Raw genomic sequence first — 18,170 nt, 5'->3', positions numbered from 1 at the left:
GCAGGGTTTGTTTCCCGTAGGACAAAAGAGTTTTGCCTGCGGGGTTTATAAAGAGGGGTCTGTTATATGATACGGTCGCTCCCGCCGTCTATGGCTACTTGTGCGCCCGTAGTCTTGCCAAAGACATCGCCAGCCATGGCGCAGACGAGTCTTGCAACGTCCGCAGATCTTATTTCCGTTTTGAGAACGTTGTTCGTTTTGTATTGCTCTACCGTCATGCCGTAAGCCTCGGCTCTTTTTTGAAGGACTTCGTCCGTCCAGATAGCCGTATCAAAAACTGCATGAGGATGAAGTGTATTGACGCGCACGCCGTAATCACCGAGTTCCAGTGCCGCGATACGCGCAAGCTGTGTCTGACCGGCTTTTGCGACGGAGTATGCAGCGGCGCCTTTTCCCGGAGCCGGAAAATTCTTGCTTGCGACCATGACGATGGCAGGGTCTATGCCGAGCTTTAAGAACGGTGCGGTGACTTTCAAAAGCTTTTGATGGGCGGTAAGATTGATGCTCATGCTTTTTTCCCAGTTGCTCTCACTTAGTACGTCCAGAGTCTCACTCGGCGTAAAGATACCGGCATTGCTTACTACGATATCCAGTCCGCCGAATTTTGCTACGGTGCTGCTCACGGCATTTTGAATGTCGGCTTCGTTCGTGAGGTCGCAGACGATACCTACAGCGTCTTTAGAGTTAAATGTTTTTGCCACGTCAGGGTTGATGTCTAAAGCGACGACGGCAGCTCCTTTACTTTGGAGCATCTTTGCGCATGCAGCGCCGATACCGCTCGCAGCTCCGGTGACGATAGCGATTTTTCCGCTAAACTCCGGAGCACCGCCTCCTTTTTTGAGTTTTGCCTGTTCGAGTTCCCAGTACTCCACTTCAAAGATCTTCGCGGCATCAAGCGCTTTGTAGCCGCCGAGTTTTTCCGCTTTTAAGATCGCTTTGAAGGTATGCTGGGAGATATCGTCAATGATATCTGCTTCTTGGATGTTCTTTCCGAACGACACGGCTCCTATATCTTTGTATATAGCAAAGTTCGGAGCAGGGTTGAGACAGATCTCGTCTTTTTTGTAAGATTCGTAGTAGTTTATGTAAGATGCTACGTAATCCGCCAATTCGTTTTTAAAATTCTCTTTTAAGATAGCGGGAATCCTCTTTGTGCGGATGACATGATCTGGTGTGAGCGGGCCTCTTTGCGCGATCTTTTCTACGTCTGTCTTTGCAAAGGTGACAGCCGCTGCGGAGGTGCTTAGTTTGACTATGGTCGCATGACCTTTGAGTGAGGATATCTCTTTTCTTAAAGTGGCGATCTTGAGCGGGTCAACGTCCGGTTTCGTTTCATCGAGTGTGAGCGTGGCACCTTTTTGCTGAAGATATTGTTCCGCTTTGTCTACGAGCTCGATACTTTTTTCGTAAGAGCTTTTTGCGTCATCGGCAAAAGTGAAGAGTCCATGGTTGAAAAGTACCATGCCCTCCAGCTCGTTCCAGTCTATATCTTTTGTCATGCGGTAGACAAGCTGCGCGAGAACGAATCCCGGCATGATGTAAGGGATGACCAAGACCTTTTTACCGTAGAGTTCTTTGATGCGTGCTTCGCCATCCGCGGTATTTGTAATAGTCACTACCGCATCGGCATGGGTATGGTCCACATATTTAAACGGGATGATGGCATGCAAGATAGCCTCCACCGAAGGGTTCGGCGCGGAAGGATCGATCATAGCGGCACGCTGATACTTTACCATGTCGCTGTCGCTGAGATAGTCGAGCTTTGCCATTTTTAAGAGCATATCCATCTTTACCGGTGCAAAACCTGCAGCTTCTATGGTAGCGAGATCCCAGCCGCTTCCTTTTACATAGAGGATATCTTCCGTTTCGCCGAACAGGTTCGTGACCGCAGATTTTACCGAGGTGTTTCCTCCGCCATGTAAAACAAGCGAAGGATCGCGTCCTAAAAGACGCGACGTGTAGACACGTAAGTCGAGGTCGCTTTTAAAACTCGCTGCTTCTGATTCGTTATATAGACTTTTCAATGTTTACTCTCCGTCACTGTTAAATTTTTCTTTGATGCTTTGATAGTCCGCTTTGCAGACACCTTTGTTCGTGATGAGACCCGTGACAAGACGGCTCGGCGTGACGTCAAAACCGTAGTTTAATGCCGGACTCTGCGCAGGGGTGATGAGCACTTCGTGAAGCACGCCCTTCTTATCGACTCCGCGCATGTACTTCACTTCGTCTGCGCTTCTAGTCTCGATAGGGATCTCCTTGACCCCGTCTCTGATCTCATGATCAAAAGTAGAAGCGGGGATGGCTACGTAAAAAGGTACTTGGTTGTCAAAAGCTGCTAAGGCTTTGAGATAGGTGCCGATCTTGTTGGCCACATCGCCGTTTGCGCTTATGCGGTCTGCTCCGGTGATGACCATATCGACCATACCGTGCTGCATCAAATGACCGCCCGTATTGTCTGCGATGATGGTGTGTTTAATACCGCTTTGGGTAAGTTCCCATGCGGTAAGGCTTGCACCTTGATTGCGGGGGCGGGTCTCATCAACCCATACATGTACGTCGATGCCTCTTTTGTGTGCTTCGTAGATAGGAGCAAGGGCGGTTCCTTCATCGATAACGGCAAGCCATCCCGCATTGCAGTGGGTGAGGATGTTGATCCGGGTCTTGTTTTTCTCTTTTAGGATATCTTCGATGATCTCGCAGCCGTATTTTGCTATCTTTTGACTCTCCTGCGCTTCTTCATCGTTTAAAAGGACCGCTTCCTCTCTGGCTTTTGCGATGAGGTCTTTGGCGTCTTTTAGGCGGAGCATCATCCTGTCTACCGCCCACATGAGGTTCACTGCCGTAGGGCGAGAATCTCTGATGAGAGAGGCTTTATGTAAAAGCGCTTCATAATCGCCTTTTACCTCTTTTGCCGCCATGTAGATGCCAAAAGCGGCGACGCTTCCGATGACGCCCGCTCCGCGGACGGTCATATCTTTGATGGCGTTTACTACTTCATCGGTGGTCACAAGCTCTTTTGTCTCGTAAGAAAAGGGAAGTTTTGTCTGGTCGATCACTTCGAGGTTGTCGTTGTCGTTAAGCCAAAGAGCTTTGTATTTAGCGTTCATCTGTTATGAGATCCCTTATGTCTTTTGTTGATCCGATGTTCTCGTGCTCCATGACGAATCTTTTTGCGATACTCAGCGCCATCGCTTCGGCTTGTGCACGTTTTTCTTTGTCTTCTATGCCCCGTATCTCCGCTACGCCTGCCACGCCGAAGACGCGTCTTGCCATTTTGCATCCTGCAAACCCTACAGTGTCACGCAGGATCTGGCGGATAAAATCATTTTTGAAAGAGCTGAGCGTCGCATCGTCTAAAAAACCCGGAGTGATGAGAGCGGAACTTTCTGTCTGGTCCCATAATCTTAAAAACTTTTGTAAAAAGCCTTCCAAGAGTGCATCGATGCTCTCAAGCAGCCAGCTTTGGTAATCGGTATCGGCAGTCACGACGGTATGGTGAATGTATGCATTTACGAAGTTTGCAAGCAGAGCGCCGATGTCAAATCCAAACGGTCCTACAAAGGCGAACTCAGGGTCTATCACATAAGTTTCGTCTTGATTGACCATCAATGAGCCCGTATGCAGGTCGCCGTGTAAAAGGGCATCGTTTTGAGTCATGAACTTGTACTTGAGGCATAAGACCTTCTCTTTAAAAGGCATATCGGCAAAAAGCTCCGCTGCCAACGGGTTGTCTTTGACATTCTTGTTGTCGTTGGTCTCATGCTCCATGTACGCCGTTGTAAAAACGAAATCTTCCGTAAGTTTGCACAGCTCGGTATTACTGTTGAAGCGGTCTATGAGCTCACGCTTTTTATCGCTTTGCAGATAAAGCGAAGAGGTGTAAAAAAGCGCATTGGCAAGATAGGTAGATACGTCATCGGCGAGCTTAGGGTATCTCAGACCCCGCATAAGCCCATGACGCAGGATGATATGTTTGCCCAGATACTGCATCACGACCAGACTCATCGACTCATCGGCATAATGTATTTTGGGGATGAACTCGGGAGAGCGTTCATAAAAAGTATTTAGAGCCCGTATTTCGTAGTTCATGCGTTCTCTGCTCAGCGGAAAAGTCTCTCCTACACAGCGTAAGTACGGTACCGCCTGCTTCACTATTAGAGCTTTGGCAGCGTCTTTTTTTGATTTCAAGATATAGACATAGTTAAGGTTTCCGTCACCGATCTCATCGACACTGATGTCGTCCGTACCGAAGAAGGATCTTAAAGAATCGATCGCCAAAATATAAGAGACAATATTTTGCGGCGTCAAAATATCATAAGCCATCAACACTCCTTTTTTATAGCGTCATTGTATAATACTAACTCTTTTAATACTCTTTATTTGCCGCTTCGAAAGTTTGAGGTGTTTACGGCTTTTTTCATCAATCAAAATTTTTTTTTAATTTAATAAACTGCTTAATATATTTTATGTTATAGTGCTTTTTACTTAAAAAAGCATTAGAAGATTTCCTCTATTTAATCACAAAGCTTCAACTGCTTTATTCTCATTATTTATCTTGAAAGGTCTCAAAATGAAACGTTTACTATATAGTTTTTTATTTGTTGTTTTTCCTACTTTTTCGTATGGTTGGACTCTTTCAGAGTTATGTAATCAAACTGGTGTAACTTGTACTCAAGTTGGAACTGCTGGTGATGTTCTTTATGATAGTTATGATTCATACTTTCAAATAACTGGCAATTGGTATTTTCTTATGTATCATGGCGCATATAATACTACTGTTTTTTGTAATGGTGCGGGTGATTGTGAATCGTATAGCACTAATGGTATTTATGACGCACATTGGGTTTCTGCTATATCTTTTCATTTATATCCAAATTTTTACGATGCTGTTCATGTTTCTGGTTGTCAATCTAATTATATTCCAAATCCTTCTACTGGTGTTTGTGAAGCTCCTTCTACCTGCCAAACCCCGGACACCAAATTTCCGACACCGGCAGGTAACGAGCGTGTTATATTACAGCCGTCATTAACAGACCTAACAGATCAATGTACCCAGCTTTCAGGAATGGTGCAAACTGCTACGAAGAACTGTCAGACTACATATAGATGTGTAGGTGCGATTCAAGACCCGACGCAACAGACATGTTCAGTAAGTAGAAATCAACCTGTCGGTTCATACGTTTCTCCTACAACGGGAGTATTTAACGAAAATATAGCCCTTACAGGTACAGATGTTTCCCTGCATTACAGAAGTGATCACCTAAAAGACCTTTCAATTGCTCCGGGATGGAGTTTTAACGTATCTGCTTCTTTAGAGGGAGATTACCTCTATTTAGGTGAGGGGCAACTTCTTAACGTTAAGTCTGCTATCTCTGTGGATAATAATATAACTACGGTAAGCATCGGAGGAAAAAGTTATGTATTCGATGCAGACAACCGTCATACGTTTACCAAAGACAGCTATACGCAAAAGACACTTTATTCATTTGCATATGATGCTAACGGTAAACTTACCTCCATTACCGATGCTTTTTCAAATGTGACAACCATCAACAGAGACGGCAACGGTAACGTGATCTCTGTCACAGCACCGCATGGACAAGTCAACACTTTGGATATAGATTCCAGCGGTGACTTGGCCGATGTAACATACGCAGACGGTTCTAAATATGTGTTTGTATATGCAAACCATTTGATGACGAACGAAACAGAACCAAACGGTAACGAGTTCATTCACGCATACGATGATAAAAACGAGGTCACGAAGGTTACCGATGCAGTACAGGGTGTATGGAAGTTTTCAAACGATGACAACGGTAGCTTTTATAAAACAGTCGTAACAAAAGCTGCAGGCGATACGGTCACTTACAAAGACTACTACTTAGACGGTGACACTCTGCTTAGTGAAAAAGTATTTCCTTACGGTGATGTTTTCAGCCACTCCTCAAAACTTGACGGTACCCAGAGCGTGTTCAAGTCTTGCGGTGTCACCACTACACTGGGATTCAGCAGTACAAATGACCCGATAACGAACGAAAGAAGCCCTGCAAGCAAAGTAACCCAAATGCCAAGCGGTCTTACACAGACTCTTGAGTTCACTAAAGACTACACCTACAACGGTACTGCTCTTGCCAAACAAGAAAGTACCATAGATGACAACGGAGCCGTTACGAAACTCTCAAGAGATTATGATCTTTCTACGGCGACTCTTACATCTCCTGAGGGACGTGTACGTCAGATAACCTACGATCCAAATACACTGTTGCCTACTCAAATGCAAATAGCAAATATTGCACCTGTTACATATGCATACGACAGTGAAGGCAGACTCACAGATGCCGCACAAGGACAAAGAGAGGTGCAGTATGTTTACGATGACAAAGGGAATCTGCAAAAAGAGTTAAATGTTGCAGACAACACGGCCACAACATACACGTACGATGTTAAAGACAGAGTAACAAGTATCACTTACCCTGACGGTCATACGACCTACTTTGCCTATGATTCAAACGGTAATATGCTCAAACTTACCACTCCGACACCGGCAGATTTTACATTTACATATAACGGAGTAAATAAGCAAACAGGAATGAGCTCTCCGCTGGGTTCACAGACACAGTACCTTTACGATATGCAGCGCCGTATTACAAAAATAGTCAAGCCATCGGGTAATAGTATCACTTACAACTATGTCAACGGTCTTATAGATTCCGTCGTTCGTCCTGAGGGAGAGGCCGATTACACATATGCCTGCGGCGGTAAAGTGGCATCTGTCACAGCAGGAAGTGAGAGCATAAACTATAGTTATGACGGTGATCTGCTTACTAATGTAACGTACAGCGGTGTACTCAATCAAAGTATCGATTACACTTATAACAACGACTTTTACGTACAAGGCATTACCTATGCAGCAGCAACGCAAACACTAGGTTACGATAAAGATGGACTGCTCATTCAAAGTGGTGACGCGAGCATAACCCGTGACAGTTCTAATGGACTAACCCTCTCAGTAAAAGATGGAAGATACGAACAGAAATACGGCTATAACGAGTATGCAGAGATAAACGACCTGACTACACAGATAGGAAGACACCATATCTTCTCATATAGTATAGATAAACGTAACTCCAAAGGACAGATACTTAGTAAAACAGAACGTCTTGGACATAAAAGAACCCGTTATAGTTATACATATGACAAAGTCGGACGTCTTATAGAAGTAAAAGAGAACCATAAAACAGTAGAGCGCTACGAGTACGATGCAAACGGTAACCGCATTCTAAAAGAGGGATATGTTTTAGAACATCCGGGCAGACACCTTGGATTTAACATAGAGAAAAACCGTGAACACTCAACAGAACATTGTAAGGCACTCCAGCACAGACGTGCAAGTATAAAAAGCAGCTACACGGTAGAAGACCAGCTTGAAAAAGTGGGAGATACACTCTATGCTTATAACCAAGACGGCTATCTTTCAAGCAAAGTAAGCCCTACAGGGACAACAAGCTACGACTACGGTTCTTTGGGTGAACTCAAAAGCGTAGTGCTCGAAGACGGTACGACAGTACAGTACCTCTATAATGCTCAAAACCAAAGAGTTGCTAAAGAGGTAAACGGCACTATTACTGAGAAATACCTCTGGGCAGATCTTACAACACTGCTGGCAGTGTATGACGGTAATGACAACCTGCTAAGAAGATACGACTACGCAGACTCAAGAATGCCGTATAAGATGGAGTCTAAAGGAAAAGCATATTACCTCGCATACGACCAAGCAGGAACGCTTAAAGCCGTTGCAGATGCAAGAGGAAAAGTCGTTAAAGCCATAACATACGACAGCTTTGGTAATATACTAGAGGACACAAACCCTAAACTACATATAGAGTTCGGGTTTGCGGGAGGATTACAAGACACTGATACAGGCTTAGTACACTTCGGCTACCGTGACTATGACCCGGTAACAGGAAAATGGACTGCAAAAGACCCTATAGGTTTTAACGGTGGTGATACTAACCTTTATGGGTATGTGTTGGGTGACCCGGTTAATCTGGTGGATCCGAAAGGATTGGCTACTTTAAAAATAAATGGTCAAAAAATTCAAGTACATAAAAATGATGTAGACCCTAGACCTAGTATTCCGCATGGACATGATTATGCTAATAATCAAGTAATTGATAAAGACGGAAATATCTATAAAAATAATAAACAAATCGGAAAACTACCAAAAAAACAACTTCGAATATGGCTAGATTTTCTAAAAAATATGAAAACACCGTTAATAAATTTGATGCCCTTTAATAATCTTGAAGAATTTCAAAAATGGCAGCAATGCGGTGAATGTGGATGTCAACTATGATGATACGTATTTTAATTAAACCTAATATGAAAAGAGAAAGGCTCGCTTTTCTTTGTAATAAGTATAAGAGAGCAAATAATGCATATATACAATTCTCACTAAAAGGAAATGAATATCAAATCGTTAAACAAGCTATTTTCTTTGCGAAAATAAAAAAAGATTTAGCAATAGCACTTTTAGATTTTTATGCAGAAAAAAATTATAAGTTTGAACAAAAAGATATAGTTTCACTTTATAAAATAAATGATATAGCATTGAATGAAATACTCCATATAAATTTAAAATATGCAAGTCCATATGTAAAAGTTTTAACAAAAAACAAACATTTTATTCATCAATAAAACAAAAAGGTCGTTAAAACCATAACTTATGACAGTTTCGGTAATATAGCACTAGACACAAACTGACTTTATACCCCAAGGGCACTTCCTTCGGGGCGCATGTAGAGTTCGGGTTTGCTGGAGGATTACAAGACAGAGATACAGGTCTAATACGCTAAATCACTCTTCATTAAGAGCTTTTATTTTCATCAGAATCGTCTGCATGCCATAAAACTCTACATGTAAAATAAAGTCCCTTTTGTTTGTAGGCGATGCATATACTCTGAAACTTTTTATTTTACCAAGATTATCGATATCAAACTCACTGTCTTGCGGCAATGGGTATGTCTTAAAAGGTTTGAGGGACTCTAATCTGTAAAGTTCATGTCCCTTTACTATATATGCAATATACGGGTTAAACCTTTGATGTACAGAGTTAGTAGTCTGTAAAAAAACAACATCATTGCTTTTATCTTGGTTCAATATTTGTACACTGTCAAATAAAGAGAGGGTAAAATCTGAAAAAAAGAGTTTTTTCTTTGTTTCAAAATTCTGTATCTGTTCCATCTTTTTTTCATACACCTCATTTGAACGGTTCAAAGAGCTGTAACTTCGATACAAAAAAAGCAGCATAATCGAGAGGATAACAATAGATATCATCATCTCTATGAGTGTAAATGCTTTTCTCATTTTATACTTCTTGTAGTAAGTCTGTAAAATGAAGCAGTTTCATCTTTACTCTTAACATCCATTTTTCCCATATACAAAACAATTCCGTTTAGAGAATTTGTTTGGTTATTGTCATCAGGAGTATCTAACTGTTCATAATCAATACTCAGCTTGTTTTGTTTTAGTTGTCTTCGAAAATCATCATCTAAAGAAAACTCGCTGACAAGTTCATATGCATCTACTTTTTCTTTATTAAACCCGTAATCCGCATTACCTACAAAAAAGGAGGACAGATCTTCTTTTGTTAACTTCTCTTCTATATTTGAGAAAAGATTCGTAGAATTAGCGTGCATCTGTAAAAGTGCCATAATGACAACAGATATAATCATAACTGCCACCATGACTTCTATGAGAGTAAAACCTTTGTGTTTACTCATGTCCTAAACCAATGCGTATTGCTTCATCTAAAGATGTTTCTCCATTTATGAGCATTTGACGCAGCTGTTTTGCAAGTGTCTTCAGTCCTTGTGCTTCAAGGAGAGTTTTTATAGTATGTTCATCGGTTGTGGTTTTTAAAATCTCTTTAACATCATCATTCATTACTAAAAGTTCTCCGATAGAACGCCGTTTGCTGTAACCGCTGTAATTACACTGAGGACACCCAACTGCTTTGAATATTTTTGTTTCTTTGGAGATATCGTAATCGCTTGAGAACTCTTCGGCTAAAGAGTCTTCTTCTTTACATGTAGGACATAAAATGCGAACCAATCTTTGCGCCAAGATCCCGAGTAAAGAAGAGGATATTAAGAAAGGTTCTATTTTCATATCTGCAAGACGAGAGATTGTTGCGGCAGCTGAGTTAGTATGTAAAGTAGAAAAAACCAAATGCCCTGTTAATGCAGCACGCACGGCTATGGATGCTGTTTCTTCATCACGAATCTCCCCTATCATGATGACATCAGGGTCTTGACGTAAAATGGAACGTAAGGCAGATGCAAAGGTCAAACCGACTTTTTCATTCACCTGAATCTGAGATATCTTTTCACTTTTGTACTCAACAGGATCTTCAACGGTAATGAGATTTTTTTCAGGAGACTCGACCGCTCGTAAAAAAGAGTGTAACGAGGTAGTTTTCCCGCTTCCAGTAGGTCCCGTTACTAAAATGATCCCATGAGAAAGACGCAGCAAACGTTTCACGTCATTTATAAGACTATCATCAAACCCAAGTTCATCTATTTGCGGGATCTGTGAACTTTGCATCAAAATCCGCATAACTACGCGTTCACCATAAAATGTCGGCAGTACGGAAACCCGTACATCCAATGTCTCACCCGATATCTTGATTTGTGTTCGACCGTCCTGAGGAATACGTTTTTCGGAGATATCCAGATTGGAGATGACTTTGATACGGCTGACAATAAGTCCAAGCACTTTTTTATCTATATCTGCATTCTTAACGAGCATCCCATCTATTCTAAAACGTATTTCACCTCTATTTTCATGGACTTCGATATGGATGTCCGAAGCACGTTTTTTGATCGCTTGATAAAAGAGTGCGTTAACAAACTTAATAATAGGAGCAGATTCTTGACTTGTAAGAATGTCCGAAGTAGTACGCAGGAAGTCCGTTAGAGAGATATCGGCTTCCTCTTGCATAGTATTGGAATCTTCCTGCATCGTTTCAATCGTTTTATCGGTTCGTAACTCCAAAAAACGGTTATAGAGCCTGTCATAGGAATCTTGATCTAAAAGCATTAAGGGGTAATACTGTTTTATCTTATCGTAAAAACCGCTTGCCTCTACAATATAACGTTCACTCGTAAAGGCTGTAATCTTTTTTTGGTATTTTGCAAAAAGCAGATAGTTTTTTACCGAAAGTTCAGTATTTATGTCTTTCGGTTCAAACGGTTCTAAATCAAAAGTATGCAGTACCTGTATATCTAGTTTCATCTGCCGTTCTTTTTCCCGAAGATCGTATCGGCAGGGTTAAGTTTAGTTTCATTGTCTTCTTGCTTATTTTCCTTCTTGTTTTTCTCAATTTTCTTGAAAATTTGATCATTATAACTTTTTTGTATCTGTGCCAAAATGCCCAGATCTTTTTGCAGTTTGGAAAGTTCTTCACTCTTATCAATAACATATGGGGTCAATAAAACGACTATATTATCATTCTCAGTAGAAGTCGAAGTTGAACGAAACAACGCTCCAAGTACAGGAATGTTTCCAAGTACAGGGATTTTTGTCTTACTTGATGTATTATAGTTTTTAACGAGTCCACCGATTATGATGCTTTCTCCATGACGCAGTATTGCTTCTGTTTTCACCTCTTGTTTAGAAGTAACAGGCTGTCCTGTAGCATTATTACTTCCGTCATCCAATACATTTTCCAAGACGGCTTTTACATCTAACGTTACTTTCTCTTTTGATGAAACTCGCGGTTTTATTTTTAGAGTCAACCCTACATCTTCTCGTTTATAGCTGTCGGTAACACCTGATGTCGTAGTCCCCGTAACACTCCCTGTTTTAATTGAAATTGTTTTTCCGACATAAATAGAGGATTCTTTATTGTTCACACAAAGAATAGAAGGATTTGAAAGTGATTTTGAGGCACCATGAGTCTTTAAAAAATCTAATGTCGCACCTAAAGCAAAGGTACTTTTAGCACCGCTTCCGATATCACCCAAATATGTAAGAACACTTGTAGATGCCTGGCTTGTAAGTGTAGCATCTCCAAAATTCGCACTCATAGCATAGAGTCCGCTTGAAGAGATATCTCCCGCTGCAAAACCATATTTTAATCCTAAATTCTCAGTATTTGTCTTATTGATCTGAATTATTTCCGCTTTTACATACACTTGGTACTTCTCTTTATCAAGTTCGCCGATAATCGATTTGATATCTGCAATAGTATTCGGTTGTCCTACGACAATAACAGCATTTATTTCCTGGCTGGTAGATATATACGGTTTAGCATCCGGATCAGTATAAACTTGTTTGGACATGATTGCGTTCAAGCTGTCTGCCACATTTTTAGCATCAGAGTTTTTGAGTTCAAATATTTTTGTTAATTTACTGCCGTTAGACTCTATATCCAACTCTGCAATTAGTTTTGTAAGCTTTTCTACATTTTGTGGACTTCCTACTAAAATAAGACTATTTGTGTCATTATCTAAAAGAATCTTCACCTGTTCGCTATTGATCTTTGTATTGAAAATGCTTGCAGCAATAGTCGTAAGGTTCGCCTGAAGTTTTTTTATCTCCGCATAATTTATATGTACGACTTTAACAATATTCTGGTGACTTACATTTATTTGATCTATAACTTCTTTAATCGTTTTGATATTTCCGGGGAAATCGGTCACCAAAAGGGTATTGCTTTCCTGCATTGTAATGAGTTTTGCGTTTTGTGAAAGTAAGTGCCGTACTTTGGAAGCTACGACATCAACATTTTCACCTTTGACATCAATAGCTTGAGTGACCATTAAACTACCATAAAGACCTTTTCCTTTCTGAACCACTTGTACATTGCTTTTCGATGCATCTGCTGAACGGACAAGTTCATATAAGGAACCGTTTTGCACTAGCGTATACCCTTTGGTATTTAACACAGAAACAAGTATCCCCATTAACTCGTCTTCATATATAGGTGCGCTACTGACAAAGTTTACCTTACCGGTCAACTTGTAATTAATTAAAATATTTTTATGGATTATTTTTGAGATAAGTTCAATAAAATCGTTGATCTCGACATTGGATAGATTGACATTTACCTTCTCTCTAGCATAAAGATTGACAACTAAAAACAAAATAAGAAAAGACACTTTAATGAATCGCATATATTACTCCATATTTTTATTATTTCACCGCACTACCAGCTTTAATGATTAGATTACCTTTTTTCAGCCTTATATGAACTTATATTGAAACTTGGAACTGTATGCGGCTGTTCTAAATTGACCGTATACTCTTGACCATTCCTCATAAATTTTGCACTTTTTAAGGCTATTGAACGCAACACATAACCATGAAAGTTTTCTCCAATGGCTACAATCTTTGTTTTATTTCTTTCTGATTTTAAAGAAACAATGACAAAGCCCGTTTTCTCATTTCCGTACAGACCTTTTAAAATAATATCTGAAATAGTCATACTCTGCAGGGTTTGCATTTCATCACTTTTTACCTGCTTTGCATCGGGAAACATATTTTGAAGGTTTGTTCGAATATAAGGAATTTCATAATGATCGTTTTGCATATTGTTTACTCCCTGTACAGGTAAGTAGTAAGCCAAAAATAATGAAAACAGATCAGCCAATAAAAAGAGATATAAAAGCTTTAAGAGTATGTTAAAGTCTAAAGTATTAGATATTTTTTTCATATACATACTCTCCTTTTTGATTTTTAACGAAGTTTCTTAGCAAATCACTTCGGTTTTGCAGCAGCAGTTTTGAAGGGGTTAACAACAAAAAAAGATGACGGTTTAAAAGGGAAAACTTTCCTTCTAATGTACCAAAACTGCCATGCGCTTCTAAATGCAAAGATAGAGGATTAAAAATACTCTGATACATCTCAAGCTTTTCTATTTTTTCGGCTGCAAAAGAGAACATCATCTTATCGGATGACACCTGTTTCAAATCGACTGCGTTATAAAAGAGATAAGGACGAATAACTACACTTTCAATAGATGCATTTGGTACTCTTCGGACAAATACATTTACTCCGTTTAATTGCAATGAAAAAGCATGCTCTTGAATACTCCTCTCATTGATTATAATCTGGTGTTTTTGCAATGCCTGCTCCGCAAAAAAGTATAGTCTCTCTTTTGGAACTGTTAAAAGCAGTGCGATTATGAAAAAAAGCAGATAGAGTATAAATATAAGTATTTTTTTTACCATTTTATCTCCACATACAGTTGAGCATGAATGTCGTCGACCCGCTTGATTTCAATCTTTTGTAAATTAAAAGAATCGTTAAAAAGCTTTGAAACGACATTGTTGAGCTTCATATAATTAATATTTTGTGATGTCAGAACTGTTATATCCCCTTTTTTCTTTACCTGCAACTCTTGATTTTGTGCAATTACACGTTGCAACTCGCTTTGAAGTCTTCTATTGTCTTTGTATTCCTTTTTTAAACTATTGAGTTTTTTAGCCATCTCTAAAGTTTGCGTGTAATTGCTTCTAAGATCATGAACATTTTCTTTTTCACTATGCAGCTTCCATATAGAAAAAATAGGCAACATCCCCAGAAGAACAAACATATAGACAAGATTGACACTTCTCATAAAGCAGCCTCTACATGTAACACATTTGATTGTTTTTGCACTTGCACATTTGTGATCTTGCTTAACAGGTTTTGAAGTGCATCTATACTTTTGACATCTTCTGCTGTAAATTCTGCACTAACTGTTTTGTCTTGTGCTTTTATGGCACTTAACTTGACTCCATTAGGCAGTTTTAAAGAGATAAGTTGTGCAAATATCTGGCGCAGTTTTATCTGTCTTTTATATACCGATTCATAGTGTTTCAAAACAGAACGGTTTTGCATCATTGTAGGTAAAAGGGAGTATTGTGTAAAGAGTCGAGAATATTTCTCTTGTATCTCTTGTACCTCATGATGCACGAAAAAATACTTACCAAACGTTATAAATGTAAAGATAAGTAGAACAACTGCGAACTTATAGAGTTTGTCGGTTTTAATGATATGTCCATACTCTTTGAGGTTTATTTTGTGCTTTGAAAGAATGAAATTTGTTAAGTCGATCTCTTTGGCATCTTTTACCCACTCTCGTGGTATTGTTATAACAGTACCATCTTTTACATGTAAGACTTTTGCATCATCTAGAATGATATCCTGATCACTATTAGAAAATTCACTTTGTGCAAAATAGACACCTTCGATCTGTGTTAAAAGCAGACCTTTTTTAGCCAGTTGATCTATGATGGCTTTGTCATCATATGCAAATGCATAAAAGAACTCTCCCTCTTTATAAACACTATAGCTGTATTCTCCTGGAGGAATAAAGCTCTCAAAGAGTGAGGGTAGTAGTTTTTTAATTTTGTGTACGCTTTTTACGGGTAAGGAAAGCTTTTTGAACCAATAAAAAGAGGGAGGCAATATTATGTTTGCTTTTACATTCACCTGTAAAGGTTCAACATTGTCACCGATAAGCCGCATCTCGGCTTTTTGTTTATATTTCGTAAACAAAGTTATACCCTTTTTTATTTTTTATGTCATATTCAAAACGTACATTTGCTTCTTTTTTCTCTTGTCGTATTTTTATCTTGACCAATAGATAAGGTTCAAAAAAACTAACATTGAAATTTTGAAGATGCTGTTGCTGCATCTTGGATATTCCAAGGTCATCAAAACTCGTTAAACTTCCCTCTTTATTCTGAAGTTTTTGCGCTGTTTGTCCATCCACTCCCAGTAACATCTGCCATACTTCGGCCGTAGCATAGTTTAGATCAATACTGTCATCTCGCTTCGAGCTAAACGAGAACAGCTCTTTTGCATCTATCTTTTCAACACTTGGATCATTATAGCGTTGTTCATAATACTGCATTATTTTGTTGTAATGCTGCAATGAGGCAATAAAATCTCGAAACAGTGTAGGATTATCATCAAAAATGCTACTATTATAGAGCATAGCCTCTTTAACTTTCCCCATATTATCCAGTAACATATCTACAAAATTACTATTTACATTATGTCTGCTCATATACTCTTTTAGAATTTCTACACGTTTTACATTTATAGTCGAATTAGCATCTGTAAGATCATTTATATTAAACTTCGATCTCGCACTCGTTACGGCAATATCTATCTCTAAATCGCTTATGTTCAAAGGAAGTGACTTACTTTGAGATAAAAAAGTATGAAGTTCTTCAACAGATTTATCGTGTACTATCTTGTCCAATATACTATTGTTTTTTAAAATCGTCAAAACATCGTCTACCACCATTCTGCTTTGAGTCATAAACTTGTCGTTAACTACGCTTGTTTGCGCATTTTTCATCTGCTTCAGTCCTATTCCGACAGATGCGGTCATAGCTATAATAAACAGCAAGGTCAAAAGAAGCGCTATACCATTTTTGCTCATCACGATATACTCATTGAAAAGATAGGCAGCAGCATCGCAGAGACTATGAAGCCGATAGTCCCGCCCACAAAGAGCATAAGTAGCGGCTCTAGCAGTGTAAGCATCATTGAGGTCTTATCGCGGTTCTCTTCAAAATAGAGTTCGGAAATGTTACTTAAGACATTTTGCAGCTGTGAAGTTTCTTCACCGAGTGCAACAGCTTGAACAAAAGCGTAGTCGACTTTAAACGAAGCATTGTTTAGTGCATTAGAAAGCAGTTTTCCTTCAACGACTTTAGTCGCAGCACTATTAAATACACCTTTTAAGACAGTGTTATTGAGAATGTTCGCACTAAGCTGCACAGTTTGAACAAAAGGTACCCCAGAACGGACTAAAAGCGAAGCAATATATGCAAAACGCGCCAACTCGCTTTTTTGGGTTATCTTTCCAAACAAAGGCAGCCGCAAAAGTAGTCTATGAAAAAAGTAGGCAAAAGATTGACTCTTTTTCATTAGGAATAAAAATAAAAAGATCACAACAAAAAAAAGAATGATCATATGCACCACGTTTGCTTCAAAGAACTCACCTGTCCATATGACGGCTTTTGTTGCACCGGGGAGTTCCTGATTTAAACTTTTAAATATCCCCGTAATCTGCGGTACTACGAAAGCAAGCATAAAAGAGATCATAAAAAATGAAACCGCTATCATGAAACCGGGGTACATAAATGCACTTTTTATCTCTTTATGCAGCTTCTCTTGTTCTTTTAAAAAACGTGAAAGCTCCATAAGTACTTCTTCAAGTATTCCCCCGTCTTCACTTACTTTAATAGACTCTTTGTAAAACTCGGGCAAGATCGCCACATTTTGTGTTTGCAATGCCGTATAAAAGTTTTTCCCCTCATCCAAATAGGTACTGACACTGTTTAGAAAAAGCTTCATTCGCTTGTCGTTTTCATAATGAGTTTTAACGATCTTAAGTGCAGAAACGATGCTGATCCCCGAACGAATATATGTAGCAAGCTCTCTGGAAAGCGACGAAAGCTCTTTTGGAGGAATTTTATATTTTCGAACGAATGAAAATCCCTCAAAAAGAGTTTTGTTATCTTCGGATACACTTTCATAAATGATGTTCTGCGCAGCAAGTTTACTTTTTGCTTCTGTAAGTGAGGATGCTTCTACTTTGGCTTTTACTTTATTGCCGTCAGCGTCTATACCTTTATATTTATAGATCATCTTTTTAACTCTTCTATTTTTTCTTCTTTGGCGCTTTGCAGTTCATTGATCGACTCATATACTTTCACAGTTTCTAGATAAGGTGTGAAATCATAAGCTTGGTTTTTATATACAGCAGCTATTTGATCCCCTACACCGTTTTTATACATCGTGTAAGAAAAACAGACATGATGCCGTTCCTGCTCTTTGTCATAATAACTTTCATCCAAAAGTACCATTCCCCTCAAAGGGTCGTATCTGTACATCTCAATACTTTTGTCTACAAAATGCTTTAAACGAGCCGTTTCATTACCGTCCACGATTACTTCGCATTCGTTACATTCATCAAGACACAACAGACGTACTTGGCTTTTAAAATGAAAATGCTGTAGATAACTTTTGAGTTTCTCTAAAGAAAGAGGTTTTTCATCACTCTCTTTTGTTTTAAAGTTTACTATGACAAGCGTATAGACAATACCGATAATAAGCACGACTATCATCAGCTCCACAAGAGTAAAAGCTCCTCTTTTCACTCC

The 18,170-nt window shown here is 39.4% G+C and carries 16 protein-coding genes; 2 read left to right on the top strand and 14 right to left on the bottom strand.

Annotated elements, in window-relative coordinates:
- Positions 1–62 precede the first annotated feature (62 nt).
- Genes WCY03_RS08935 through mtnK form a run of 3 tightly spaced genes read right to left on the bottom strand, consistent with a single transcriptional unit; the run spans position 63 to position 4,323 of the window.
- Positions 63–2,024 (bottom strand): bifunctional aldolase/short-chain dehydrogenase, encoded by a 1,962-nt coding sequence (locus WCY03_RS08935; RefSeq protein ID WP_345992196.1) that lies wholly within the window; start codon positions 2,022–2,024, stop codon positions 63–65.
- A gap of 3 nt (positions 2,025–2,027) precedes the next feature.
- Positions 2,028–3,107: an S-methyl-5-thioribose-1-phosphate isomerase gene (mtnA, locus tag WCY03_RS08930; protein ID WP_345992195.1), complete on the bottom strand. Its 1,080-nt coding sequence runs from the start codon at positions 3,105–3,107 to the stop codon at positions 2,028–2,030.
- Positions 3,097–4,323, bottom strand: a complete 1,227-nt coding sequence (gene mtnK, locus WCY03_RS08925; RefSeq protein ID WP_345992193.1) for an S-methyl-5-thioribose kinase — start codon at positions 4,321–4,323, stop codon at positions 3,097–3,099. The genes mtnA and mtnK overlap by 11 nt, the downstream gene beginning before the upstream one ends.
- Before the next feature lie 742 nt (positions 4,324–5,065).
- Here mtnK and WCY03_RS08920 point away from each other — a divergent pair.
- Positions 5,066–8,356: an RHS repeat-associated core domain-containing protein gene (locus WCY03_RS08920; protein WP_345992191.1), complete on the top strand. Its 3,291-nt coding sequence runs from the start codon at positions 5,066–5,068 to the stop codon at positions 8,354–8,356.
- Positions 8,353–8,697: a hypothetical protein gene (locus WCY03_RS08915; RefSeq protein ID WP_345992189.1), complete on the top strand. Its 345-nt coding sequence runs from the start codon at positions 8,353–8,355 to the stop codon at positions 8,695–8,697. The genes WCY03_RS08920 and WCY03_RS08915 overlap by 4 nt, the downstream gene beginning before the upstream one ends.
- Before the next feature lie 159 nt (positions 8,698–8,856).
- On the opposite strand, the gene WCY03_RS08910 is transcribed toward WCY03_RS08915, so the two are convergent.
- The 11 genes from WCY03_RS08910 to WCY03_RS08860 all read right to left on the bottom strand — a co-directional run bounded on the left by WCY03_RS08910 (position 8,857) and on the right by WCY03_RS08860 (position 18,167).
- A complete protein-coding gene (locus tag WCY03_RS08910; protein ID WP_345992188.1) occupies positions 8,857–9,366 on the bottom strand; it encodes a prepilin-type N-terminal cleavage/methylation domain-containing protein in 510 nt (169 codons plus the stop codon).
- A complete protein-coding gene (locus WCY03_RS08905; RefSeq protein WP_345992186.1) occupies positions 9,363–9,782 on the bottom strand; it encodes a prepilin-type N-terminal cleavage/methylation domain-containing protein in 420 nt (139 codons plus the stop codon). Before WCY03_RS08905 ends, WCY03_RS08910 begins: the two co-directional genes overlap by 4 nt.
- Positions 9,775–11,295, bottom strand: coding sequence for a GspE/PulE family protein (locus tag WCY03_RS08900; RefSeq protein WP_345992184.1), 1,521 nt, complete (start codon positions 11,293–11,295; stop codon positions 9,775–9,777). The genes WCY03_RS08905 and WCY03_RS08900 overlap by 8 nt, the downstream gene beginning before the upstream one ends.
- Complete coding sequence (locus WCY03_RS08895; RefSeq protein ID WP_345992182.1) at positions 11,292–13,178, bottom strand: secretin N-terminal domain-containing protein; 1,887 nt, start codon at positions 13,176–13,178, stop codon at positions 11,292–11,294. Before WCY03_RS08895 ends, WCY03_RS08900 begins: the two co-directional genes overlap by 4 nt.
- Positions 13,179–13,231: 53 nt before the next feature.
- Entirely contained in the window at positions 13,232–13,717 is a 486-nt protein-coding gene (locus WCY03_RS08890; RefSeq protein ID WP_345992181.1) for a hypothetical protein, read from the bottom strand.
- Positions 13,701–14,129 carry a hypothetical protein gene (locus tag WCY03_RS08885; RefSeq protein WP_345992179.1) on the bottom strand — a complete coding sequence of 143 codons (429 nt, stop codon included), beginning with the start codon at positions 14,127–14,129 and terminating at the stop codon, positions 13,701–13,703. The genes WCY03_RS08890 and WCY03_RS08885 overlap by 17 nt, the downstream gene beginning before the upstream one ends.
- A gap of 98 nt (positions 14,130–14,227) precedes the next feature.
- A complete protein-coding gene (locus tag WCY03_RS08880; protein WP_345992177.1) occupies positions 14,228–14,623 on the bottom strand; it encodes a hypothetical protein in 396 nt (131 codons plus the stop codon).
- Complete coding sequence (locus WCY03_RS08875; RefSeq protein WP_345992175.1) at positions 14,620–15,546, bottom strand: hypothetical protein; 927 nt, start codon at positions 15,544–15,546, stop codon at positions 14,620–14,622. The genes WCY03_RS08880 and WCY03_RS08875 overlap by 4 nt, the downstream gene beginning before the upstream one ends.
- On the bottom strand, positions 15,530–16,441 hold the full coding sequence (locus tag WCY03_RS08870; protein WP_345992173.1) for a hypothetical protein: 912 nt from the start codon (positions 16,439–16,441) through the stop codon (positions 15,530–15,532). Before WCY03_RS08870 ends, WCY03_RS08875 begins: the two co-directional genes overlap by 17 nt.
- Positions 16,441–17,655 carry a type II secretion system F family protein gene (locus WCY03_RS08865; RefSeq protein WP_345992172.1) on the bottom strand — a complete coding sequence of 405 codons (1,215 nt, stop codon included), beginning with the start codon at positions 17,653–17,655 and terminating at the stop codon, positions 16,441–16,443. Before WCY03_RS08865 ends, WCY03_RS08870 begins: the two co-directional genes overlap by 1 nt.
- Entirely contained in the window at positions 17,652–18,167 is a 516-nt protein-coding gene (locus WCY03_RS08860; RefSeq protein WP_345992169.1) for a type II secretion system protein, read from the bottom strand. Before WCY03_RS08860 ends, WCY03_RS08865 begins: the two co-directional genes overlap by 4 nt.
- Positions 18,168–18,170: the final 3 nt, after the last annotated feature.

This window comes from Sulfurimonas sp. HSL-1716 (genome assembly GCF_039645975.1).
Taxonomy (GTDB): Bacteria; Campylobacterota; Campylobacteria; order Campylobacterales; family Sulfurimonadaceae; genus Hydrocurvibacter; species Hydrocurvibacter sulfurireducens.
Note: the sequence above shows the minus strand (reverse complement) of the source record. Positions and strands in the feature narration are given on the sequence as shown.